The organism is Bartonella sp. B12(2025), from assembly GCF_053795135.1.
In genome coordinates this window covers 1,289,024-1,311,599 of sequence record NZ_CP200031.1, presented here as the reverse complement: position 1 = coordinate 1,311,599, position 22,576 = coordinate 1,289,024, and the positions used below count along the sequence as shown (strand labels likewise).

Below are 22,576 nucleotides of genomic sequence, written 5' to 3'. Positions count from 1 at the left end.
GTTATCTCCTTTTGCGGTAGTTAGAGGGACTGTAACTTGATGCGCCCCAAAAGCCCTTGTTGTGATTGCGGAATTTGGTATCAATCCACAACCACCAGATCCGGAATGCCTTATCATCATTTTTGGTGACTTGTGCCATAATGAACCATAATGGTGGTGCGATGATCCATAAAAAGATATTTATCGTCATAGCAATAACGGCAACACTCATAACCATCACCATGAGCGGGATCATGGGCACTCCCCAAATTGTTGGAACACGGGTTGCTCCCTTGAATAAAGGAAATGCTTCATGTCTTTGTGGTTTCATAGGCTACTCCGGTTAGTCAACATGAAATAATATATGGCTAATGTAGAATGCCGCACCAGCGATGATGGTACTGAATGCCCACCGTGTAAATGTCGTCTTTGCAATGATACGACACATATAAATGATCAATAGAAATACAAGAATGAAAGCAGCAATAATGGGAACAATTGTACCTAGCCCGTAGTGCATACCTGTTAGAACATCTACATCCTTAATTGTTTTTTTGGCATATACAGATTGAGTTTTTAAAAATATGATTGCAGTTACAAAAGCAATACTCACCTTGCTACAAATCTGGGATTGAGAAGTATTTGATTGTTTCACACTTTTCATCCTCATTATGATTGAATTTGTCATAAAAAAACCCCTCCTTACAGTGTTAAATAAAAACATTATTAGCGTGCATTTAATTACCGGATACGAAGTTTGTCTTTGAAGAAAAAGAAAATATTGTGCTCTATAACTTTTAATCAGCCTCCATTCTTACTAAACAACAAAGTGGTTATTTCGAATGCTGAACCGGCAATGACAACACCAATTGCCCACCGTAAAAATGTGCTCTTTTCGATAAAGCGTCCAGCATAACTGACTGCTAGGCATAAAAGTATAATGGTAGCAGCAATGGGAACAATTTTTGTTAGCCCACTTTTTAGTTCATTTAGAGCCCCCTCAGCCTTCTTCAGGCCTTGAGCATATGCAGGAGGATTGTTTATAAAAAAGATGGTTATAGCTGCAGTAGTTGTGATGATACTGTTGCTAATTTTTGATTGAAAAGCGTTTAACTGTTTCATAATTATTTGCCTGATGAAAATTAATTTTGTTAAAAGTAAATTATTTCTATGTAGTAAAAGTGATGCAATCACCGATCTTTTTAAATTGCTAAATGTGTATTTTATAAAATTTAATAAGAATGTTTTGTGTTATATAGCCTCATACTTAGCTTCAAGGCTTCCCGAATAACATGTAGGCAATTTCAGCTGCTGAACCAGCAATGACAACACCAATTGCCCACCGTAAAAATGTGCTCTTTTCGATAAAGCGTCCAGCATAACTGACTGCTAGGCATAAAAGTATAACAGTAGCAGCAATGGGAACAATTTTCATTAGTCCTTCTTTTGCTTCTTTTAAAACCCCTTCAGCCTTCTTTAGGCCTTGAGCATATGCAGGATTGTTTATAAAAAAGATAGTTATAACTGCAGTAGTTGTGATGATATCGTTGCTAATTTTTGATTGAAAAGTGTTCAACTGCTTCATAATTATTTGCCTGATGAAAATTAACTTTGTTAAAAGTAAATTATTTTTACGTAGTAAAAGTGACGCAATCACCAATCTGCTTAAATTGCTAAATGTATATTTTGTGGAACTTAATAAGAATGCTTTGTGTTATATAACCTCATAATTAGTTTCAAGCTTGTCCGAATAACATGTTGGCAATTTCGGCTGCTGAACCAGCGATGATGACACCAATCGCCCATCGTATAAATGTGCTTTTTTCGATAAAGCGCCCTGCATAACTAACTGCTAAGCACAAAAGTATAACGGTGGCGGCAATAGGAATAATAGTTTTCAGACTATCCCGCAGCTTCTCTAGAACGCTTTTAGCTCGATCCAAGCCATCGGCGTAGGCAGGATAAGTCATAAAAAACATAGTCACAGTTGCACTGGTCGTGATGATTTTATCATTAATTTTCAGGATAGCATTTAAGTATTTCATGTCTTTACATCTCCGCAATGCTCTAAGTTATAAATAAAACTTCTCTTTTGCAGCATAAATAACGTTCTCACGGATAGGTTTAAAATCATCGAAATGTGAATCTTCTTTTTACATAAAGAGAACATTTTACGCTGTGTAATCTCATAATTAATTTCAAGGTTTTCCGAATAACATGTTGGCAATTTCGAATGCTGAACCGGCAATGATGACACCAATTGCCCATCGTACAAATGTACTTTTTTCGATAAAGCGCCCTGCATAACTAACTGCTAAGCACAAAAGTATGATGGTGGCAGCAATAGGAATAATTACATTTAATTGCGTTCGCACATTTTCTAGAACGGTTTTGACTCTTTCCAAACCTTTTGCTTGGCTATATACAGGATAAGTCATAAAAAATATCACTATAGACGCCCTAGTTGTAATGATCTTATTATGAACTTTTGTTTGAATAATATTGAATTGTTTCATGTTGCTTTTCCTGATTAAGACTAAAACTTCCGCAAACAACTCCTCTTTCATGAAGAAATTTAAAGAGATATTTCGGATTAGCCCAAGTCCTTAATTTCCCTCTCTGCGTAAGAAGCGTATACTTGTTTGGTTTGCCGGTTATTGGATCATCTGCAACAAACGTAAAATACCATTCTCTCTCTGAGTGCATCACGATTGTAATTTCACGTGCTGCCTTTTGATTAAATGCTATATCAACGCTGCTTTGCTCTATCATTTTCATTATTTTGCCCTCAATTAGAATAGATTCTGTCCAATCTTACTAATTAGAGCTTTATATTTTCTTATCTACCTTTCATCACTATATCTTATCAAAATTGTAGTTCTAATTTGTAAATACAGTAATCATCGTTCCTGTTGTTTTTCCAATGAAGAGGAATCTTCTATTGTAAAAGCATCACGGAGATCACTTGATGTGTGCGTAAATGCATCAACAAGTTCTTCAGAAGAAACGAACTCTTCCTTAATTGTTTGTTCTGACTCTCTTTTGTGAAGCTGTACAGGCTTTTGCGATTCTTCATATACAAATGCAGGAGCTTTTACTCCAACATGTGAAGAGACTTTCTGCATAGAAGCATTGATAAAACCATTTCTAAAACTTTCTGCGTCGTAAAAATTCAGCACAGTTCGCAATGCAGTCTGTTCAGAATTGCACTTCAACATCGCTCTTTTATAGCAGTGCGTTAAAGTGGGTTGCACAACTCTAAAATTTTTGCAAATATCGAACACATCAGAGAAAGACATGCCAAACAAATTCAGATTGTCGACACTAGTTTGTCTCAAAAATACATCAAAATTATGTTCACTTTGTTCAAATTGTTTAGTTATTGCAATTTCTTTTTTCAATGTGGACAGTTGATGCGATAACTTATGATTATCATTCACACTTGTGCCATCAATATTGCCCTGTAGTCCTTGCATGATGACAGCTGAAAGTGTTGTAGAGTATGTAGCTGGTGTGCATGTGGCAGCGAGCATTATGAAATTTGAAACAGTCATAAGCAATACACCTGATGATAAAAAACTCTATTAGCGTGAGCATAAATTCTGTGTGGTTTTTCTGATTGCTGCCATACTGTATTCTTATGAATCCGCGAAGTAAGATTGTTCAGCTCAGAATATTCCTTGCGACCACAAACTTGACCTCTTCCGAAAACATTTTTAACATATACTAATATCCGATTAGTCAAATAAATGTGTAAGACAGACCCGAATACATTACGCCAACCAATACCACTATGGTCATCATATTCGTGGAAAGAGAGGTTGTTTTCAAATGATAACCGTTTTTGGGATTCTATTGAGGTTGATTGTTTTGCATAACTTTCTGATTGTCTTAATCTTTCTGGAGAGCACTGTGAAACAAAAAACCGTTGTATGTGAGGGTATTGCTTAGTGTTAAAATAAACTGCATTACCATTATGCGTGGAGGGCTTGTTCTTTATCACGTATTGCCATAGTTTATAGACTGGTGACTTATATTCACTTTCGACCGCTGGTTCATGAGAGCTAAATGGTTCATGAGAGCCAAAGAGTTGGAATGAAGCCTGCATACTTCGCTTACCAATTCCAGTGATTGAACTGAAAAAGGATACGGCTGTGACAACTGAAACAAAAATAAACAATTCTCCACAGTTCAAAGAACATCTCCGTCAAAGTGATATATTCATCGTAATTTTAATTTCGATAATAAATAGACAGAAATTGTCTATAATTATGTTCAAAATATGACAAAGCACAATTCTTTTTTGCAAGGGGAGTAATAAGGTGAATGATCTCAAAAACATGAATTTTGATGAGCTACAAGAGATGCGTGTCAAAATCGATGTGGAATTGAAAAAACGGCAAGCAAAAGAGAAGCAGAATGCACGGCGAAAAATTCTTGAAATTGCTAGTGCACATGGAATTGATATAGCTGATCTTGTGTACAAGGAGCGCCATTACAGAAATCCCAATAACCAATGGGAATTATGGAATGGACGTGGACGTAGACCTAAGTGGATTAAAGAATGGTTGGAGAATGGTTATACGCTTGAAGAGCTAGAAGTAACATGACACATATGCAACATTGCAAGGTGTGAGGATATCAAGAGATATGAACTCAAGTAGTGCGCTCTTTTCGGTAATTCGATGTATAAAAGTTCTAAACTAATGCGTCAAAGGGTTGAGTGCTCGAATAAAACATAGGAAACACGAACGAGTTCATTTAAGTGTAAAAAGTATATTACTGTACGCATGCCCTTATGTTTTTGATAATCTATAGAATAATAGCGTGATATTTTTATGGATTTTTTTCTGATCTTTCTCTTGTAAGATTATGTACGCTAGGTATCAGTTTTATTTTTTATCTGTCGTATGGTTGAGATTAGAGAGTGTTTTGAAAAATAAAATTTCTCTACGACTGATATTGGTTTTGATATGTTTTTATGAAATGTTTTGAAGTGTTTGTTATCAAAGTTCGCGATGTGCACCGATGAATAAAGAGCGCATTGAAAACGAAAAGGTTTGGCAATTTTTAAACGTCTGTCTATTTTCTGTGATGTGTGTGTGTGAGGGAAGGTTGCACGCATAATTCATCAAAGGCTGTGGTGATAGGTTGCGGGTAACTTCATTGTATCATAATAGGATTTTCTTAAGACATTGATATTTCCAAAAAAGAGCTTATCTTTATAAAAGAGAGCTTGTATCCATAAATTACAAAAAGTGAAATGGTACGACTTTTTCTCAAAGTGGGAGTCCGTGTAGCAGACGTGGGGCATTAGGAGTAAGACCGGCAGCTTCTTGAATGAAATATTTTTTTATTTTTGGTGCCTGATTAACAATGCCGAGGCCGGTATTGCGGAGCATGCGCAAGAAGAGATTATCATTAGAAAATAGTTGATTAAGCCAGTCATTACTCAAAGCCATTCGTACAACTTCAAAACGTCTCCAGCTTTGATAGCGTTCGAGGGCAGTAAGGGATCCAATATCAAGACCCAATCGCGCTGTTTCAATAATAACTTCAGCGAGTGCAGCGCTATCGCGTAATCCTAAATTGAGTCCTTGTCCAGCAATGGGGTGGATTGTGTGGGCAGCATCTCCAACGAGAACAAAACGAGGTTTAATGCATTGACGTGTTAAAGAAAGGCTCAAGGGAAAAGCTTGACGTTGGCCATTCCAAGAGAGTTTTCCAAGCTGATGACCAATGCGTTTTTCGAGTTCTGTTTCAAAAATAAGAGGATCAGCTTTGAGATAATATTGCGCAGTTTTATGGTGTTCATTCCATACAATGGCGGATCGGTTGCCTTGAAGAGGGAGAAGAGCGAAAGGTCCGGTAGGTAAGAAATGTTGAGTTGCTTGGCCATGATGGGGCTTTTCGTGTTCAATCGTGCATATGATTGCTGTTTGTTTGTAAGCGTGAGAAAAGTTTTTAAGGCCTGCCTTTTCACGTAATTTCGAATGTGCTCCGTCGGCTGCAATAAGTAACTTTGTTTGCCAAATTTCTTCATTGCTTAAAGTGACAGTTGTATGTTGGTCTTCTTGTTGATCAAAATCAACGACACGCATATTTGTAATGACAGGGATATGTAGATCTTTTACACGCTTTTTTAAAGCACTGATGAGCTTTGCATGTTCTACCATAGCAGCAAAGGGCTCGTTTGGGGTAACATCTCCTTCAAAGGTTAAAAGAGTTGGTTTGACAGGATCATTTGTATATGCATCCGTGATAACCATTGAATGAATGGGTTGGGCATGGGGTTTTATATGTTTCCAACATTGCAATTGTTTTAACATACGAATAGAAGCAGCAGCAAGGGCGAGTGTTCGTATATTGGAAGCGGGAATATCTTCTTGAGGAGTAGCATCAACGATATTGATTTTCAGATCAGGTGCTGCTTGCTTGAGCGCTATTGCTAGTGTTAGTCCGACAACTGCGCCTCCTGCAATAAGGAGATCGCATTGTTTTATGCTTTTATTGGTGCTTGTCTTTCTATTGGGTTTTACATTTTTATTGGGATAAGAATACACAACGCTGCGTTCCATTGTTCGTGGTTTGTTTGCTCTTAAACGAAAAGGATATTTTTCTTTAATATTACCTTTTACACAATATTTAACTTTCTCTCTTCTCTAAAGGATGAAGCTTCCTCTAGCGTTGGTTCATAAACAGGGAGACTTCTCTCTGTTGATTCCTATTGCTGATCACTTACGTGTTTCACTGCATAGGTTCTTTGGGTAAGTTCTGCCCTGAACCTCTACTCAATTTCACTATTCTATACTTGGTTGATGCAAAAGAAAACTGAAATCAGATATAGAGGATATTATTGTATTTTAAATTATACATGAATGTGCCTTATGTCATCGTTTTGAAGAACAATGTTTTATGACACTACAGGTAAGGAAATTGTTGTGGTTGTGATGGTTAAAACTGTATTAACATTTTTATGTTATAATTTTATTACTCTTTAAACTATGAAGTACGCAGAGTTTTTATATTTGGGATTGATGGATGCATCGAAGTTCTTCGCCTTATGATTTTTTAGAAACGCCAACCTCTCAAGGTTCGTGGCTTATTGAGATGTTTTTGCGCCAGATTGGTGTTTTCATTGGGCTTGGGCTTTTGGGCTTCATTGTTTTTTGTGTTTTTGCTTTGGCAACTTGGAATGTTGTAGATCCCTCATTAACGCATGCAAGTACAAATGAGATTACAAACATTATGGGATGGCCAGGTGCAATTTTTTCAGATTTTGTTATGCAATTTTTTGGTCTGGCAAGTCTTTGTGTTTTGTTGTCGCCATTATTCTGGTCATTTCTTTTGCTGGCACAAAAGGATATCCATAATTTGATGTTTCGCCTTGTTTTATGGGTGATATCGACGATTTGTTTTCTCGTTTCTTTTGCTCTTATGACTCCTATTATTCCTTTTACGTATTGGCCATTACCAATGGGTTTGGGAGGGGTTTTGGGGGATAAAATTTTAAGTGCTGCTCATTTAATCTTTCCTGTCTTTCTTTCTCCATTTCAGAATGTGCTCTTGGGAATTGCTCTTGCGTTTTTAAGTTTTTTTATGGCCGCTTTTGCTGGTAATGTTGTGTGGCGATGCCAAACAAATAAAAGAGAGGCAAAAAATAACCAAAAGGCCGCAACAGAAATTTTGGATTCGGTTTTCGATGTGCCAGAAGATATAGAAGATACAGAAGATGCTGCGGATGAAGTGCAGCACGGTTTTTTTGTTACGACTTGTGGAGCAGTTTTGCATCTTTTGTATTTTTTACAAGCACAGTTTTTTCGTTGTTTTTCGTCAAGCCGTCAGTCTGAAAAACAGGAAAAGTCATTTGATCGGATTGAACCAGTTTTCTTTGACGAAAGAGTAAAAGGTAAGGGTTCTCAAACTAAGGCATCTGTTTCTCCTATTAAAGGCCGTGTTTTTAAGCCTTTAATGGCTTCTTCAAAAGAAGGTTTTCTTCTTCCACTTTTGGATTATCTTTCAGTTTCTCCACCGGCTGTAAGGGATGCAAAACTTTCTCCTGCTGCCTTACAAGAAAACTCTCATGAACTTGAGGGTGTTTTATCGGATTTTGGGGTTAAAGGAAAAATTATTGATGCGCGCCCTGGTCCGGTGGTAACTTTGTACGAATTTGAGCCTGCTGCTGGCATTAAGTCTTCCCGTGTTATAGGTTTAGCAGATGATATTGCACGCTCGATGCGTGCGATTTCAGTGCGTGTTGCTGTGGTTCCAGGACGCAATGTGATAGGGATAGAATTACCTAATGCAACGCGTGAGATGGTTTATTTGCGGGAAATTTTGCAGGCACAGGAATTTGTAGATAGCAAAGCAAAACTGGGGCTTGCTTTGGGCAAGACAATAGGGGGTGAAACGGTTATCACGGATTTGGCAAAAATGCCGCATCTTTTGGTAGCAGGTACAACAGGATCGGGAAAATCTGTCGCCATTAATACCATGATTTTGTCGCTTCTTTATCGGATGACACCTGAACAATGTCGCTTAATTATGGTGGATCCGAAAATGCTTGAACTTTCGGTTTATGATGGCATTCCACATTTGTTAACACCAGTGGTAACAGATCCCAAAAAAGCAATAATTGCTCTTAAGTGGGCTGTTCGTGAAATGGAAGAACGCTACAGCAAAATGTCAAAAGTTGGTGTCCGCAATATTGATGGGTTTAATGCGCGTCTCAAGGAGGCAGAAAGTCAGGGTGAGACAATGACGCGTACAGTTCAAGTTGGATTTGATCATGAGACTGGAGAGCCCCTTTATGAGACGGAAACACTCGATTTAAATCCCATGCCTTATATCGTTGTTATTATTGATGAAATGGCGGACTTAATGATGGTCGCTGGTAAAGACATTGAAGGAGCAGTTCAACGTTTAGCACAAATGGCGCGTGCTGCCGGTATTCACGTGATTATGGCTACTCAGCGTCCTTCGGTGGATGTGATTACGGGAACGATTAAAGCCAATTTCCCCACACGTATTTCTTTTTCTGTGAGTTCAAAAATCGATAGTCGAACAATTCTTGGTGAGCAGGGAGCTGAGCAATTGTTGGGGCAAGGAGATATGCTCTTCATGATGGGAGGAGGGCGTATCCAGCGTGTTCATGGGCCCTTTGTGGCTGATGAAGAAGTTGAGCAAGTTGTGGCACATCTCAAAACGCAAGCACGGCCTGATTATTTGGAAACCATTACGCAAGAAATTGCAGAGCATGGTGCTGATGTTTCTTTGACTACCCCTTCAGCAGATGATCCTTACAGTCAAGCTGTTGCAGTTGTTCTTCGTGATCGTAAGGTTTCAACTTCTTACATTCAACGCCGTTTAGGCATTGGCTATAACCGTGCTGCTTCGCTGGTTGAGCGTATGGAAGAAGAAGGCATCATTAGTCCAGCTAACCATGCGGGTAAACGAGAAATTTTGGTGCCTGATGAAGAAGAATTCTTTTGAGAGAAAAATCTTTTGATAGTTTTTTCAAACAATAACCTTTAAAGGAAGATATTCATTTATCATTTGCTGCTCTATATTTAAAATAAAGATTGGATTGCTTGGGAGCATTTTTATGAGAGCGTTTTTTTTCCTGTGGAGAAGAGTATTTGGTTGTGCTGGGATTATTGTCTTTTTATGCATGGCCTTTCCTGCTTTTTCGCAATCGTCTAAACAAGTGGCACAAGCGCAGAATATTGCCAATCACTTAGCAGCGATTAAAACAATGACAGGTGATTTTATTCAATTTAGTCCAAAGGGAAAAATCACTGAGGGAACATTTTATTTAGAGCGTCCAGGAAAAATTCGTTTTATTTACAAAAAAGTACCTCTACAAATCATTGCAGATGGTCAATTCGTAGGGATTAACAATCGCGCGTTGAATACTTGGAGTTTCTCGCCGCTTTTTCAGACGCCGATGAAGTTTCTGTTGGCTAATAAAATTGATATATCATCTGGGCGTTTATTGGCACTTCGTGAAGATCCAGGGGCGGTGACAATTATCTTGCGTGATAAAAGCATTGGCAGAGGAAAAATAAGAATGGTTTTTGATTCTAAAAGCTATGCCTTGCGCCAATGGACAATTGTTGATCAACAGAATTTAGAAACTACTGTTCAAATCATGAATGTGCGGATGGGGGTGCGATTTGCTGATGGTATGTTCACACTTCCTTCAAAGAAATAGTGCGGTATTATACCATTGGAATTGAAACAGATGTTTTTTCGTATTGCTACTTGGAATATTAATTCTGTCCGTTTGCGTCTTGCGCAGATTTTTCAGTATTTGGATATATTTTCTGCAGATGTTTTATGCTTACAAGAGACAAAATGTCCAGATGCTTTATTTCCACGTGAGGCTTTTGAAGCAGCGGGTTATAAGCATATCGCATTGAGTGGACAAAAATCTTACAATGGGGTGGCGATTGTTTCGCGTTTGCCTTTTAAAAGTGTTGAAAAGCGTTGCTTTTGTCAAAAGCAAGATTGTCGTTACATTTCGGTGATTGTTGAAGCTTATGGCAGGGGAATACGGATTCATAATTTTTACATTCCCGCTGGAGGTGATGTGCCGGATGCTGATGTGAATGAAAAATTCCGTCATAAACTTGATTTTCTGGAAGAAATGTCTTCTATCCAAGCTTATCAGGGAGATGGTCTCTCTTCTCTTTTGGTAGGTGATTTGAATATTGCTCCTTTGCCAGATGATGTTTGGTCTCATCAACAACTGTTAAAGGTTGTGAGCCATACACCAATTGAAACCGAACGTTTACAAGCTTTATGTTGTCAAGGTGGGTGGGTTGATCTGATGCGTATGTATTTTCCTGTTCCTACCAAACTTTATACATGGTGGAGTTATCGTGCACGTGATTGGGCACTTGCTGATCGTGGGCGGCGTCTTGATCATATTTGGTCTTCTCCAGATCTAGCTCCTTTTGTTGCAGATCTTTCAATTTTTCGCAATTCACGGGGGTGGAAGCAACCTTCAGATCATGTCCCGGTACAAACTGTATTTGATTTTTCACGCTAAGTTTGAAATAAGAAATTACTAATAAAATATTAATAAGTTGATTCTGAAAATTGCGGGAGAGTGGATGCAGATCAAAGATCTAAAGCAGAGTGGTTCGAATAGCTTATTTTACAGTGTTTTTTTATGTTTTTTTATGTTGTCAGGATGTATGGTTGGTCCCAATTATCATAAGACATCCTTTCGTGTTCCGTTAGTTTGGGGACAACAATCTGCACAGATGCTCGAGCATTCGGTTGAGCTTGCAGGATGGTGGCGGCGTTTAAATGATCCTATTTTAAATGAGTTGATAAATTACGCGATTTCTGGAAATAATAATGTTGCTATTGCGAAAGCGCGGGTTCGCGAAGCGCGTGCTGGTGTCGGGCAAGTTGTAGGATCTCTTTTGCCAAGTATGTCAAGTTCAATTTCAGGAACTCGTAGTGGTTCTGGGAAATCTGATGCTTTTTTAAGCCAATATCGTAGTGGTTTTGATGCGAGCTGGGAGCTTGATTTTTTTGGTGGACATAAACGAGCGGTTGAAGCAGCGCATTATGGTCTTGAGGCGGCAGTAGAAGATATGCGCGCTACAATGGTGACGTTGTTAGGAGATGTTGCAACAAATTATGTTCAAATGCGTGGTTGGCAACAAAAATTGTTTCTTGTACAGGAAATTGCTTCATCACAACGTAAAACTTTTGATTTGGTGCGTGCCAAATTAATGGCTGGTGATGCTTCAGAGCTTGATGTTTCAAATGCGCAAGCGCAGATGGCGAATACAGAAGCGGACATATCACAGATGGAAGCTAATGTGGAAATGAGCATTCATCGTCTTTCCGTCTTAACCGGTTATGTGCCTGCAGCTTTGAGGAATCTCTTGCAAAAAAGTGCAAAGGGAGCAAAGATTCCACAACCACAATGGCCAATATCAACAGGAATTCCGGCTGATATTTTATTAACACGTCCAGATTTACGACGAGCAGAGCGCCAATATGCACAAGCTACAGCGCGGATTGGTCAGCGTGAAGCAGATCGCTATCCATCACTTACTTTAACCGGTAATATTTCGACAGGGGCAACAGCAGTTGACCAGTTATGGAAAAATTCAACGATTGGGTGGTCTTTTGGACCCAGTCTTCGTTTTCCCTTTTTTAATGGAGGTCAGATCGCGGCTTCTGTTGCGGTAGCACGTGCGCAGCGTGATCAAGCTTTTATTACTTATCGTGCTGCTGTGTTGGGAGCTTTAGAGGATGTAGAAAATGCGCTTGTAAGATTGAATAAAGAACAACAGCGTTTAGAAAAGCTTATCGTTGCGAATACAGCTGCTCTGCATTCCTTAAAACTTTCACGAAGCCTTTTTGAAAATGGAAATACCAGCTTCCTTGAATTGTTAAGTGCTAATCGTTCTTATTATTCTGCGCAAATGGCGCTTAAGGATAGCCGTATTTCTTTGGTTACTCAGTATATTGCGCTGATGAAAGCGTTGGGTGGTGGCTGGGATGGCGTCGTTGATGTGTCACGTCCGGAAGTAGTCGATAGCGCAACTCGTTTGCGTACAAAGGTAAAGCAATGAAAACAAGTTTCATCAAAAACTTCATTACAAAACGCAAAAAACTTTCTTTATTTTTAACTGCTGTATTCCTTCTTATTTTTTTGTTATGGGTGCGGTCTGTTTTTTTTGGAACACCAGCGCCGCTTTATATGACAGCGGTGGTGAAGCGTGGTGATATCGAGGAAAGTGTTTTGGCTTCTGGCCTTGTGCGTCCTTATCGGTTAGTTGCTGTTGGTGCACGTGCAACAGGACGTGTAGTGTCAATGCGCGTTTTCCCCGGTAGTATCGTGAAAGAAGGGGATCTCTTAGCAGAAATTGATCCTACAGATCAAGAAAACGATCTGAAAAGAAAAAAAGCAGCATTGTCCCACCATTATGCGAGCTTGAAAGAACAAGAAGCCTATCTCGCTCTTGCACAGAAAAACTTAGAGCGTCAGAAACAAATGATCAAAATACATGCGACTGCACAGTCTAACCTAGATGATGCTACAACACAGGTGAAAATACGCGAAGCGCAAATTGTTCAGCTTCGAGAGCAAATTACACAAGCACAAATTGATGTGGAAAGTGCAGAGGTCAATTTAGGATATACGCGGGTGACCGCTCCTTCAGCGGGAACAGTTTTAGCAACGGTTGTAGAAAAAGGGCAGAATGTTAATGCTGTTCAATCGGCACCAACAATTGTTATTTTGGGTGATTTGTCAAAAATGACTGTCAAAGCACAAATTTCAGAAGCTGATGTTCTTAAGGTTCAAGCTGGACAACCCCTTTATTTTACAGTTTTGGGTGATTCACAGCGTCGTTATGAAGGAACTTTAGAAAGGGTAGAGCCTGCTCCTGAATCAATCCGTTCTGATGTAAGTATTAATCCCGGTATGATAGGAGGCTCTAACTCTTTAATGACATCGGCTATCTATTATAATGGGATTGTGCATGTCGATAATAAAGATAACTTTCTGCGAACTTATATGACCGCTCAAGTTCATATTATTTTAGGGCGTGCTCAAAATGTTTTGTTGGTTCCAAGTGATGCTTTACGTGATGAAACAAAAGAGCGTAAAGCATGGGTTTCTCTTTTGGTGGGGAAAAATAAAGTGGTTGCAAAACAAGTGACTGTTGGGCTCAATAACAAAGTTATGGCAGAGATTGTTTCAGGGCTTCATGAGGGTGATGTGGTTATTACCGGTTCGCGCGACGGGACGATGCCAGATGTGCCTGACGAACACAGCGAAGATGAGAGCTAAAGCATGAAAGCAGAGCAAGAAGATGCTATCCTCATTTTGGAAAATATCGTGCGCAAGTTTCCTGCGGGAGAGACATTTGTCACTGTTTTGAAAGGTATCAATCTTACTATTAAACGTGGTGAAATGGTAGCAATTGTGGGAGCTTCCGGTTCAGGAAAATCCACGTTGATGAATATTTTAGGCTGTCTTGACCGAGCAAGTTCTGGTCGTTATTGGATTTCAGGGAAAGAAACAGCTTCTTTTTCTGCTGATGAATTATCAGCTTTGCGGCGCAATCATTTTGGATTTATTTTTCAGCGCTATCATTTGCTGAGTGAATTGACAGCGCTTGGCAATGTTGAAATTCCAGCTATTTATGCCGGATATGCACCGGAAAAACGAAAAAAACGTGCTCAAGATCTTTTAACACGCTTAGGTATGGGGGATAGGATAAATCATCGTCCAAACCAACTTTCAGGCGGTCAGCAACAACGTGTGTCAATTGCACGTGCTCTCATGAATAATGCGGAGGTTATCCTTGCTGATGAGCCAACCGGTGCATTAGACAAACAGAGTGGCCAAGAAGTGTTGCGTATTTTGGATGAGCTTCATCAAGAAGGGCGCACAATTATCATGGTAACGCACGATATGCAGGTGGCTAAAAGAGCAGATCGTATTATCGAAATTAGTGATGGAGAGATTATTGCTGATAATGGGTTAAAAGTTAAAAAAACAAAGACGAAAGGCCAATCTTTTCATGGAGAACAAAGTCTAAAAAATGAACAACCACTTGGTTTTTTTCGTTCTTTTACCGAGCGATTTCGTGAGGCATTTGTTATGGCGTTATTGGCAATGAATGCGCACCGAATGCGGACTTTTTTAACGATGCTTGGAGTGATTATCGGTATCGCTGCGATTATTGCAATGGTTGCTTTGGGGAATGGTACACGAGAAAAAATCTTAGAAAATTTTAAAAGTTTGGGTTCTAATACATTGACAATTTTGCCTGGAAAAAGCTTTTCTGATCCACAATCAGAGAAAATAACCAGCTTGGTTGAAGCTGATGCAGAGGCTCTTTCCGGATTGCCCTATGTTTCTGGTGTAACACCTCAGATTTCAGCAAATTCTACGGTACGTTTTGGTGCAATTGAGGCCAATGCTGTGATTGCAGGGGTGGGAGAACAATTCTTTCAGACACAAGGACTCAATGCTGTTCAAGGAAGCTTGTTTGATCAGAAAAGTGTGCATGATCGAGCAGTTGATTTAGTGATCGAAAAAGAGGCGCTTTCTGTTCTTTTCCCCCATAGTCATGAGAGTCCACTTGGGAAAGTGGTGCATGTTGGAAAGGTTCCAGCACGTATTGTTGGTGTGGTAGATCCGCAACACACTGGGGGCACATCGAATACGTTGCAAATTTATTTGCCTTATACAACCGTACAAACGCGTTTTCTTGGAACAACGCAGGTTCGTGCAATTACGGTTAAGGTTGCTGATGGTGTTGATTCAAATTTGGCGGAGACTATGGTACGGCGTTTTTTAATTATGCGCCATGGTAAAGAGGATTTTTTCATTAGAAATTCTCAGCTATTTCGTGATCGTATCATGGAAAGCACACATATTTTAACGCTTTTAGTGTCTTCAATTGCAGCTATTTCGCTGATCGTTGGAGGTATCGGAGTGATGAATATTATGCTGGTTACTGTTTCGGAGCGGATCAATGAAATTGGGGTGCGTATGGCAGTTGGTGCACGTCAGAGTGATATTTTGCAGCAATTTTTAATTGAAGCAATTTTAGTTTGTATCATTGGGGGTAGTTTGGGAATTCTGTTTGGACTTTCTATTGGTGGTTTGTTTTTTCTCTTTAATGCACCTATCTATCTGATTTACACAACTGATTCGATTATCATATCTCTTACTTTTTCGACTCTCATCGGGATATGTTTTGGCTTTTCGCCAGCGCGACAAGCTTCACGGCTTGACCCCTTTGTTGCTCTTTCGCGTGATTAAGCTTCGACAATTATGGAGAATGTGGTTGTTGTTGCGTGTTCATGCTGGATGTAGGATTGACCAAGAAGGAAAGACTGTGTGGAATGCATGCTTCAATAAAACAGCTTGTAAGCATGGCAGGTGAAGTAGATGTTTTTTCTGCTCTTTATTGCGGTGATTGAAAAGTGTAAGAAGCGACCTCCACAAAGTTCCTATACAAGGGGCATTTGTACTCTTTAACGGCAAATATTCGTTACAAACTTCCTTTGATGAAGAAGACTTTATAGTAAGATACTTTCTCTTTTAATGATTTCAGCAATCGAGCGATCCTTATAAAACAGCATCTGGCAAATCATCATAATTGTTAGCGTAAAATCCCTTAAATCTTTTTATTGTATCGTCTAAAGGGATGTGTTTGTTGGGAGGGTATCATGAAGAGCATACATATCTTAATTCTTGTCGTGTTTTTGATTTGCAGTCATTGCAATGATTATAGGCGGTACAGCTAATATAAAGTTTGTATCAATAGAAAAGATTGTGAAGAGAATATTCAATTTTATAAGTCTATTCCACAAGAAGTTTATCATCTTTAGAAAGTTTATGTATTCTAAGAATAGTCATAATATTTTATGTAAAATGATTTGAATATGACAAGCAACAATACAGACTCTTCATCTACGATTAATAGGTTCAATATAGGTGAGAAGAATCAAGAGGCTTGCAGCATACTCTCCCTTTTCGGTAATTGAATGCAAAAGAATTGTTTTTATTTTCAAATTTGAGAAACTGTCGTAGGCGAAATTTATACGGGGGGTGTTATTTTTGTTTTGGGCAACAATTTTAAATTTTTGTACGAAAATTAATCTGAGTGGAAAATGATTCAGACTCAAACGGATTGGTATGAAGAGGGTACGGTTTTAGTGATAACTATCGTGTAAAAAGAAGTTTATTGTGTCTGTGATCTAAAATGCTGTATGAATACAGTTTATAGAGTGAAGAGCTGGGGAAGATTTTTAGAAAACCAGTTGTGCAGCTTAGAATGCGGTTCTTATGTACACTTCGATAGTTTTGACATATTGGAATATAAGAATGCGTATTTGATTGATCTGTTGTATTGTGCTTTTAATTTTGCTCTTTTTAACAGGATAGGCGATGAAATTGATGTCAGGCCTTAAATATTTAAGTTCACGCAAAGAGCGCCATATGTGGTAATCGTGGGTAACGATATAAACTGTTTGATAGTGATGTTTTTTGATCCAAGCTGCGCTTTCTTTGGCGTTTCCTTTTGTATTAATCGCTTTACCGATGTCAACGCAACATGCAAAAAGCTGTGGACTAATATGCATGCTGTGCATGAAACTTTTCAGATTTGTTGTCGTGTTTACCCCGCTGATTAAGAGTCGTAACCCAAGCCCCTGCTGTAAGAGATTTAACCCTGTCTCTATTCGGTTTTCTCCCCCTGTAAGAACGATGATTGCATCAGCTTTCGGCAAAGGATTTGGTGGTTGAAGCTGTTCGGTTTTTTCAGAAAAAACAACGAAACTGGCACAAAAGATGAGAATGATTATTAAAAGAGCAAGTGTTGTCGGTGGAAAATAGCTAAACAAGCAGCGTGAATACCATGGATTGTATACGGTATACTTTTTCAGGGGATGCTCTAGATTATCGTGCGTCAATGATTTGGGACTATATGAGTCGTGAGTCATAAAATTAAAATAAGCCGTTTTCGCATTGGTCGATTTTTTTAAGTTGTGTTAGAATAGTTATCCGGTTTGTAAGCATGGTAAGAAAAGAAACGAAAAAAATAAGGCCAATGATTTTTCCGTAAGGGATGGAACTTATAGAAAAATGTCCAAATAAAGCAGTTACTTGGCTAGTTTCCACTCTCCCTAGGTTGTAGTTTGTCCAAAAGACAAAAGCAGCGAATAGGAATGTGCTTGTAACACCGCCGTATAATGCACCGCGTAGTGCAGTTTTAAAAAAATGCCAGTCAAATTGTCGCGCAATGAAAAAAGTTTCAGTTCCGAGGAAATATAAGACATTGATAATATGTGCATTCTCTGCCAGTGCATTGCATGTGGCAAAGATAATCGTGAGTATCAGTGAACCTAGAACCAATGTTAAAATTGCAAAACCAATGAAAACAGTTGTGTGTGCCATTGTTGCAAGACGGTTTATCCAAACACGGTGACTATCAAACTGACTTCCTGGAATTTTTGTTTTTATTGCATGATTGATTGCACGAAAATTGATTTTTTCATTCTCTTTCAATGTTACGATGATTAGTCGGGGAAGTGGCAATTCACTTAAATCTAAACCTGTTCCAAGCCATGGTTCGAGCAACTTTTCAGTGGCGTTTTTGTCAATAATCGTAGCATCTTTTACACCAGGAAATGTTTTAACTAATTTAACTGCATCATGGAGGGCTGTTTCGATATCAATATTTTCAATGGGGCGTATTTGAATCGTTGCTTCATAGCTAATTTGATTGCTCCAACTGTTAGCAGCATGCTGTATTAAATCAACACCGATTAATGTGAGGTTTGAGAGAAATGTCATAATAGCAATCACTGCAACTAGTGCTTGTCCAGAAATGTTGCCGCTGGGAATAATAGCAGTAGTGTTTTTTTGATCGCTTGTAAAAATTGGGAAAGACTTATTCATGAATTGTCATCCGTCCATTATGGAGAAGCATCCGCCGTGCTACAACTTGTTCCATCAGTGCAATATCATGGGTGGCAATGATAACAGCTGTTCCAAAACGGTTTAATTCAATAAACAAGCGTAGCAAACGTTTTGCCAAAGGTGGATCAACGTTTCCTGTCGGTTCATCGGCAAGAAGGATTTCAGGTTGATCAATGAGCGCACGTGCAATAGCTGCTCTTTGTTTTTCCCCACCAGAAAGGACTGGTGGTAAAACATGAATATGATCACCAAGGCCTACCCAACAAAGAAGATCTTCAACTTCACTGCGATAAGTTGCTTCTTCTTGCCCCTTAATACGTAAAGGCAAAGAGACATTTTCATAAGTGGTCATGTGGTCGAGTAAACGAAAATCTTGGAAGACGATACCGATACGTTGTCGTAGTGCGGGGAGTTCCTGTCGTTTAAGTAATGCTGTATCGTTTCCAAATAAATCAATATGACCGCGGGTTGGTTTGAGCGCCAAAAACATAAGACGCATTAATGATGTTTTCCCTGCTCCAGAGGCGCCAGTGAGAAATTGAAATGATCCGGGAGGAATATGAAAGCTAATATCACGCAGAACCTCAGGGCCCATTCCATAGCGCAGACCGACGTTTTCAAAATGAATCACTTTTCGTTCCCACTTTTGCTTTTATATTGCATCATTATAAAGACCTTTGCTTTCATTGCTTTAGGCTCTTGTTAGCTTCATACTTCATAGTTCTCAATAATTTTTATCGTTTCCAGTTTATTATTGAGAAGTATTATCTGTAAAAATACTATCAATTCTTGCATTTCTCTTTTTACCTATATTTATGATTTTAGCAGGAATTCCAAGGTGTTTCTAGAAGAAACATGAGAACTACTATGTCTGTTTTTTTGCTCAGCAGTGATTTTTCTCGTTTAGCGGTTAGCAAAGATACTTTGTACTTATTGCTTTGGTACTTGTTAGAATTCATACTCCATAGTTTTAAAGATTTTAGCTGCAATCATTTTTTGTTTGTTATTGAGAAATAGTGTCTGTTTTCAGAAACATTAAAAGTCTCCTTGATTGTTACGTTCCCCTTTTTACTTTCACCGATGATTTTAACGGAAATGCTAGGATAACAGAAAGGCTAAAGCTATTGTTAATGTTTTGTGTTAAGTAGTAGTTTCTTTATTTTGGCGATTGGCAATCAGATCATCAATGACTTGTGGTTCGGCAAGGGTTGAAATATCTCCTAGATTATCAAAATTGTTTTCGGCGATTTTTCGCAAAATACGTCTCATAATTTTTCCCGATCGTGTTTTTGGTAACTGAGGGGCAAATTGAACTTTATCCAATATGGCAATAGATCCTATTTCCTTTCTGACATGTTGAATGAGGTCTTTCTGCAACTTTTCATTTGGCGTTGTGCCTTCCATTAAGGTGACAAAACTGTAAATTCCCTGTCCTTTAATGGGATGAGGATAACCAACAACGGCCGCTTCTGAAACAGTGGGATGAGAAACAAGTGCTGATTCAATTTCAGCTGTTCCTAGCCTGTGTCCAGAGACATTGAGAATGTCATCAACCCGCCCTGTAATCCAATAATAGCCATCACTATCGCGTTTACAACCGTCGCCTGTAAAATATTTCCCTTTATAGATAGAAAAATAGGTTTGAATAAAGCGCTCATGATCATTATAGAGTGTGCGCATTTGTCCAGGCCATGAATCTACGATACAGAGATTGCCTTCTGCTTCACCTTCCAGAATATTTCCTTGGTTATCAATGAGTTGAGGTTGAATACCAAAAAAAGGGCGTGTGGCTGATCCTGCTTTGAGTTGTGTTGCACCGGGTAGAGGCGTAATCATATGCCCCCCTGTTTCTGTTTGCCACCATGTATCGAGAATGGGGCAGCGATTGTTTCCAACTGTATGATAAAACCACTCCCATGCTTCTGGATTAATAGGTTCGCCCACGGTACCTAAAAGACGCAAGGATGTTCTTTCAGAGTGCTCAACAAATGAATTTCCTGCACCCATTAACGCGCGAATAGCTGTTGGTGCGGTGTAGAGCGTATTGACTTTGTGTTTATCGACAATTTCCCAGAATCTGCCATGATTGGGAAAGGTTGGTGTCCCTTCAAACATTAAAGTGGTAGCACCGTTGCATAAAGGTCCATAAATCAAGTAAGAATGACCAGTAATCCAGCCAATATCAGCAGTACACCAGTAAATTTCATCAGGATGATAATCAAAAACATATTGGTGTGTCATAGATGCATACACAAGATAGCCACCTGTTGTATGCAAAACACCTTTTGGTTTTCCTGTTGAGCCAGAGGTATAAAGAATAAAAAGTGGCTCTTCAGCGTTCATCTTTTCTGCTGGACAATCTGTTTTGGTATGAGCTATTTCCTCATGGTACCAAAAATCACGTCCTTTGACCCAATTAATTGTTCCACAGGTACGCCGTATGACCATGACTTGATCCACATGCACGTTGTGGTGGGCTGCTATGTTAATAGCATGGTCAACATTGTCTTTTAAGTTAATCTGTTTTCCTCCACGCAAGCCTTGATCGGCAGTAATGACAAAGGTTGATTCGCAATCAATAATGCGTCCTGCTATTGCTTCAGCAGAAAAGCCAGCAAAGATAACCGAATGAACAGCGCCAATGCGGGCGCAGGCGAGCATGGCATAGGCTGCTTCGGGGATCATCGGTAGGTAAATGGTAACCTTGTCACCTTTTTTTACGCCGTGGTTCTTTAAGATATTGGCAAAACGACAAACATATTCATAAAGCGCATTATAAGTTATCTTTTTATCATGATAGGGGTTATCTCCTTCCCAAATCAGTGCAATGTTGTCACCACGGGTTTTTAAATGGCGATCAATGCAATTATAGGCGACATTTGTTATTCCATCCTCGTACCATTGAATTGATACATCTCCGTCGAAAGAAGTATTTTTTACTTTTGTATAAGGTTTAAACCATTCAATACGTTGCCCATGTTTTGCCCAGAAGGTTTCTGGATCATGGATGCTTTCTTGATACCACTGTTTATAGGTATCTTCATTGATAAAGACATTTTTTTTGATATCAATTGGTACTGGATAGATTTTTTCAGACATATTCCCCTCCCTTGAGTTTATTGTTTGGAAAAATTAACCACTGTACTTTTATTTTTGGGACAAAACTCCGCAGTAGGTCTCTGCTCAAATTAAAAGCTTTATTTTTAGATTTAGAATATACTATATAGATCAGAGCGGCAATTTTTAAAATTTTATACAGGTTATCTTTCAAAGAAGCATTTTACTGCTGTTTTTGATGCTTAAATGCAGTACTTTCATTCATTAAAATTGGATCAAGCGGAATGTTTTCTAAACAGAGCTGAGCCAATGCGAAGAATGTTAGAGCCAAATTGAAGAGCAATTTTGAAGTCGCTGGACATTCCCATAGAAAGTTTTTGAAGACCGGCTTTTTTTGCAAGTTTTGCTAAAAGGGCAAAATAGGGACCAGGGTTTTCCTCTACTGGCGGGATCGCCATAAGACCGATAATGTTGAGTCCATATTGATTTTTGCATTGGGTGACAAAAGGGATCACCTCTTGCGGTGCAAGGCCGCTTTTTTGCGGTTCTAACCCGATATTAACTTGAACATAGCAGGGAAGATGTCTTTTTTGTTTCTGCATTTCTTTAGCTAAATATTTAGCTATTTTTTCGCGATCAATCGTTTGAATGACATCAAAAAGTTTGACAGCTTGTTCTGTTTTGTTGGATTGTAAAGGACCGATAAGATGAAGTTCAATGGGATCAAATTGTTGACGCAAGCTAGGCCATTTTGCAGCTGCTTCTTGCACACGGCTTTCGGCAAAAAGAGACTGGCCTGCTTGCAAAAGAGGAATAATGTTGTCTGCAGATACAGTTTTTGAAACAGCTAGAAGTTGAACCTCTTCTAAGGAACGATGCGTTTCTTGACATATTTCAGCAATGTCTTTTTGAATATTTTTCCACGCTTCAATAGAGGACATATCAGGAGCGGTATAGAATGTGTTCATATATTTGCATTCTTTCTGTTTTTTTCAGGAATGGAGCAATGATTTGTAAAAACTTTGTAAAAGAGTTACTGAAAATGTTGACGGTGGGCTTAATCCA

The 22,576-nt window shown here is 38.9% G+C and carries 22 protein-coding genes; 7 read left to right on the top strand and 15 right to left on the bottom strand.

What is annotated here, in order from left to right:
* Position 1: 1 nt before the first annotated feature.
* The 9 genes from V3564_RS05835 to V3564_RS05795 form a co-directional block, all read right to left on the bottom strand.
* Positions 2-310: a type IV secretion system protein VirB3 gene (locus tag V3564_RS05835; protein WP_455480639.1), complete on the bottom strand. Its 309-nt coding sequence runs from the start codon at positions 308-310 to the stop codon at positions 2-4.
* A 12-nt stretch (positions 311-322) separates the two neighbouring features.
* Positions 323-643: a conjugal transfer protein gene (locus tag V3564_RS05830; protein WP_455481467.1), complete on the bottom strand. Its 321-nt coding sequence runs from the start codon at positions 641-643 to the stop codon at positions 323-325.
* Between the two features lie 137 nt (positions 644-780).
* The gene (trwL, locus tag V3564_RS05825; RefSeq protein WP_455480638.1) at positions 781-1,101 is read right to left on the bottom strand and encodes a VirB2 family type IV secretion system major pilin TrwL; all 321 of its coding nucleotides are present in this window, start codon (positions 1,099-1,101) and stop codon (positions 781-783) included.
* A 151-nt stretch (positions 1,102-1,252) separates the two neighbouring features.
* Positions 1,253-1,564, bottom strand: a complete 312-nt coding sequence (trwL, locus tag V3564_RS05820) for a VirB2 family type IV secretion system major pilin TrwL (RefSeq protein ID WP_455480637.1) — start codon at positions 1,562-1,564, stop codon at positions 1,253-1,255.
* A gap of 151 nt (positions 1,565-1,715) precedes the next feature.
* Entirely contained in the window at positions 1,716-2,024 is a 309-nt protein-coding gene (gene trwL / locus V3564_RS05815) for a VirB2 family type IV secretion system major pilin TrwL (protein WP_455480636.1), read from the bottom strand.
* Between the two features lie 153 nt (positions 2,025-2,177).
* The gene (gene trwL, locus V3564_RS05810) at positions 2,178-2,495 is read right to left on the bottom strand and encodes a VirB2 family type IV secretion system major pilin TrwL (protein ID WP_455480635.1); all 318 of its coding nucleotides are present in this window, start codon (positions 2,493-2,495) and stop codon (positions 2,178-2,180) included.
* Positions 2,458-2,757 carry a KorA family transcriptional regulator gene (korA, locus tag V3564_RS05805; RefSeq protein WP_455480634.1) on the bottom strand — a complete coding sequence of 100 codons (300 nt, stop codon included), beginning with the start codon at positions 2,755-2,757 and terminating at the stop codon, positions 2,458-2,460. Before korA ends, trwL (V3564_RS05810) begins: the two co-directional genes overlap by 38 nt.
* A 122-nt stretch (positions 2,758-2,879) precedes the next feature.
* On the bottom strand, positions 2,880-3,533 hold the full coding sequence (locus tag V3564_RS05800) for a trwN protein (protein WP_455480633.1): 654 nt from the start codon (positions 3,531-3,533) through the stop codon (positions 2,880-2,882).
* A complete protein-coding gene (locus V3564_RS05795) occupies positions 3,530-4,174 on the bottom strand; it encodes a hypothetical protein (protein ID WP_455480632.1) in 645 nt (214 codons plus the stop codon). The genes V3564_RS05800 and V3564_RS05795 overlap by 4 nt, the downstream gene beginning before the upstream one ends.
* Positions 4,175-4,301: 127 nt before the next feature.
* Here V3564_RS05795 and V3564_RS05790 point away from each other — a divergent pair, with 127 nt between their 5' ends.
* Complete coding sequence (locus V3564_RS05790; RefSeq protein WP_455480631.1) at positions 4,302-4,589, top strand: H-NS histone family protein; 288 nt, start codon at positions 4,302-4,304, stop codon at positions 4,587-4,589.
* Between the two features lie 669 nt (positions 4,590-5,258).
* Here the strand turns inward: V3564_RS05790 and V3564_RS05785 are convergent.
* Positions 5,259-6,542, bottom strand: coding sequence for a ubiquinone biosynthesis hydroxylase (locus tag V3564_RS05785; protein ID WP_455481466.1), 1,284 nt, complete (start codon positions 6,540-6,542; stop codon positions 5,259-5,261).
* 478 nt (positions 6,543-7,020) lie between these two features.
* On the opposite strand from V3564_RS05785, the gene V3564_RS05780 reads away from it, so the two are divergent.
* The 6 genes from V3564_RS05780 to V3564_RS05755 all read left to right on the top strand — a co-directional run bounded on the left by V3564_RS05780 (position 7,021) and on the right by V3564_RS05755 (position 15,790).
* A complete protein-coding gene (locus V3564_RS05780) occupies positions 7,021-9,471 on the top strand; it encodes a DNA translocase FtsK 4TM domain-containing protein (protein WP_455480630.1) in 2,451 nt (816 codons plus the stop codon).
* Positions 9,472-9,583: 112 nt separating this feature from the next.
* On the top strand, positions 9,584-10,192 hold the full coding sequence (locus V3564_RS05775) for a LolA family protein (RefSeq protein ID WP_455480629.1): 609 nt from the start codon (positions 9,584-9,586) through the stop codon (positions 10,190-10,192).
* A gap of 30 nt (positions 10,193-10,222) precedes the next feature.
* Positions 10,223-11,032 carry an exodeoxyribonuclease III gene (locus V3564_RS05770; protein WP_455480628.1) on the top strand — a complete coding sequence of 270 codons (810 nt, stop codon included), beginning with the start codon at positions 10,223-10,225 and terminating at the stop codon, positions 11,030-11,032.
* 64 nt (positions 11,033-11,096) lie between these two features.
* Entirely contained in the window at positions 11,097-12,581 is a 1,485-nt protein-coding gene (locus V3564_RS05765; protein ID WP_455480627.1) for an efflux transporter outer membrane subunit, read from the top strand.
* Positions 12,578-13,804, top strand: a complete 1,227-nt coding sequence (locus tag V3564_RS05760; RefSeq protein ID WP_455480626.1) for an efflux RND transporter periplasmic adaptor subunit — start codon at positions 12,578-12,580, stop codon at positions 13,802-13,804. Before V3564_RS05765 ends, V3564_RS05760 begins: the two co-directional genes overlap by 4 nt.
* Before the next feature lie 3 nt (positions 13,805-13,807).
* The gene (locus V3564_RS05755; protein ID WP_455480625.1) at positions 13,808-15,790 is read left to right on the top strand and encodes a MacB family efflux pump subunit; all 1,983 of its coding nucleotides are present in this window, start codon (positions 13,808-13,810) and stop codon (positions 15,788-15,790) included.
* Positions 15,791-16,803: 1,013 nt separating this feature from the next.
* Here the strand turns inward: V3564_RS05755 and V3564_RS05750 are convergent.
* From V3564_RS05750 to V3564_RS05730, 5 genes are all read right to left on the bottom strand, one after another.
* The gene (locus V3564_RS05750; RefSeq protein ID WP_455480624.1) at positions 16,804-17,475 is read right to left on the bottom strand and encodes a YdcF family protein; all 672 of its coding nucleotides are present in this window, start codon (positions 17,473-17,475) and stop codon (positions 16,804-16,806) included.
* Positions 17,476-17,479: 4 nt separating this feature from the next.
* The gene (locus tag V3564_RS05745) at positions 17,480-18,433 is read right to left on the bottom strand and encodes a cell division protein FtsX (RefSeq protein WP_455480623.1); all 954 of its coding nucleotides are present in this window, start codon (positions 18,431-18,433) and stop codon (positions 17,480-17,482) included.
* Complete coding sequence (gene ftsE / locus V3564_RS05740) at positions 18,426-19,085, bottom strand: cell division ATP-binding protein FtsE (RefSeq protein ID WP_455480622.1); 660 nt, start codon at positions 19,083-19,085, stop codon at positions 18,426-18,428. Before ftsE ends, V3564_RS05745 begins: the two co-directional genes overlap by 8 nt.
* 509 nt (positions 19,086-19,594) lie before the next feature.
* The gene (gene acs, locus V3564_RS05735) at positions 19,595-21,553 is read right to left on the bottom strand and encodes an acetate--CoA ligase (RefSeq protein ID WP_455480621.1); all 1,959 of its coding nucleotides are present in this window, start codon (positions 21,551-21,553) and stop codon (positions 19,595-19,597) included.
* Positions 21,554-21,786: 233 nt separating this feature from the next.
* Positions 21,787-22,479, bottom strand: coding sequence for a YggS family pyridoxal phosphate-dependent enzyme (locus V3564_RS05730; RefSeq protein WP_455480620.1), 693 nt, complete (start codon positions 22,477-22,479; stop codon positions 21,787-21,789).
* Positions 22,480-22,576: the final 97 nt, after the last annotated feature.

Bases quoted from the DNA above. Each gene is read 5' to 3' on its own strand.
- V3564_RS05765 (WP_455480627.1), top strand. From the start codon at position 11,097: ATGCAGATCAAAGATCTAAAGCAGAGTGGTTCGAATAGCTTATTTTAC.
- V3564_RS05755 (WP_455480625.1), top strand. From the start codon at position 13,808: ATGAAAGCAGAGCAAGAAGATGCTATCCTCATTTTGGAAAATATCGTG.
- V3564_RS05835 (WP_455480639.1), bottom strand. From the start codon at position 310: ATGAAACCACAAAGACATGAAGCATTTCCTTTATTCAAGGGAGCAACC.
- trwL (WP_455480638.1), bottom strand. From the start codon at position 1,101: ATGAAACAGTTAAACGCTTTTCAATCAAAAATTAGCAACAGTATCATC.
- acs (WP_455480621.1), bottom strand. From the start codon at position 21,553: ATGTCTGAAAAAATCTATCCAGTACCAATTGATATCAAAAAAAATGTC.
- V3564_RS05730 (WP_455480620.1), bottom strand. From the start codon at position 22,479: ATGAACACATTCTATACCGCTCCTGATATGTCCTCTATTGAAGCGTGG.
- korA (WP_455480634.1), bottom strand. From the start codon at position 2,757: ATGAAAATGATAGAGCAAAGCAGCGTTGATATAGCATTTAATCAAAAG.
- trwL (WP_455480637.1), bottom strand. From the start codon at position 1,564: ATGAAGCAGTTGAACACTTTTCAATCAAAAATTAGCAACGATATCATC.
- V3564_RS05770 (WP_455480628.1), top strand. From the start codon at position 10,223: ATGTTTTTTCGTATTGCTACTTGGAATATTAATTCTGTCCGTTTGCGT.
- trwL (WP_455480636.1), bottom strand. From the start codon at position 2,024: ATGAAATACTTAAATGCTATCCTGAAAATTAATGATAAAATCATCACG.
- V3564_RS05745 (WP_455480623.1), bottom strand. From the start codon at position 18,433: ATGAATAAGTCTTTCCCAATTTTTACAAGCGATCAAAAAAACACTACT.
- V3564_RS05780 (WP_455480630.1), top strand. From the start codon at position 7,021: ATGCATCGAAGTTCTTCGCCTTATGATTTTTTAGAAACGCCAACCTCT.
- V3564_RS05800 (WP_455480633.1), bottom strand. From the start codon at position 3,533: ATGACTGTTTCAAATTTCATAATGCTCGCTGCCACATGCACACCAGCT.
- V3564_RS05750 (WP_455480624.1), bottom strand. From the start codon at position 17,475: ATGACTCACGACTCATATAGTCCCAAATCATTGACGCACGATAATCTA.
- V3564_RS05775 (WP_455480629.1), top strand. From the start codon at position 9,584: ATGAGAGCGTTTTTTTTCCTGTGGAGAAGAGTATTTGGTTGTGCTGGG.
- trwL (WP_455480635.1), bottom strand. From the start codon at position 2,495: ATGAAACAATTCAATATTATTCAAACAAAAGTTCATAATAAGATCATT.
- V3564_RS05830 (WP_455481467.1), bottom strand. From the start codon at position 643: ATGAAAAGTGTGAAACAATCAAATACTTCTCAATCCCAGATTTGTAGC.
- V3564_RS05760 (WP_455480626.1), top strand. From the start codon at position 12,578: ATGAAAACAAGTTTCATCAAAAACTTCATTACAAAACGCAAAAAACTT.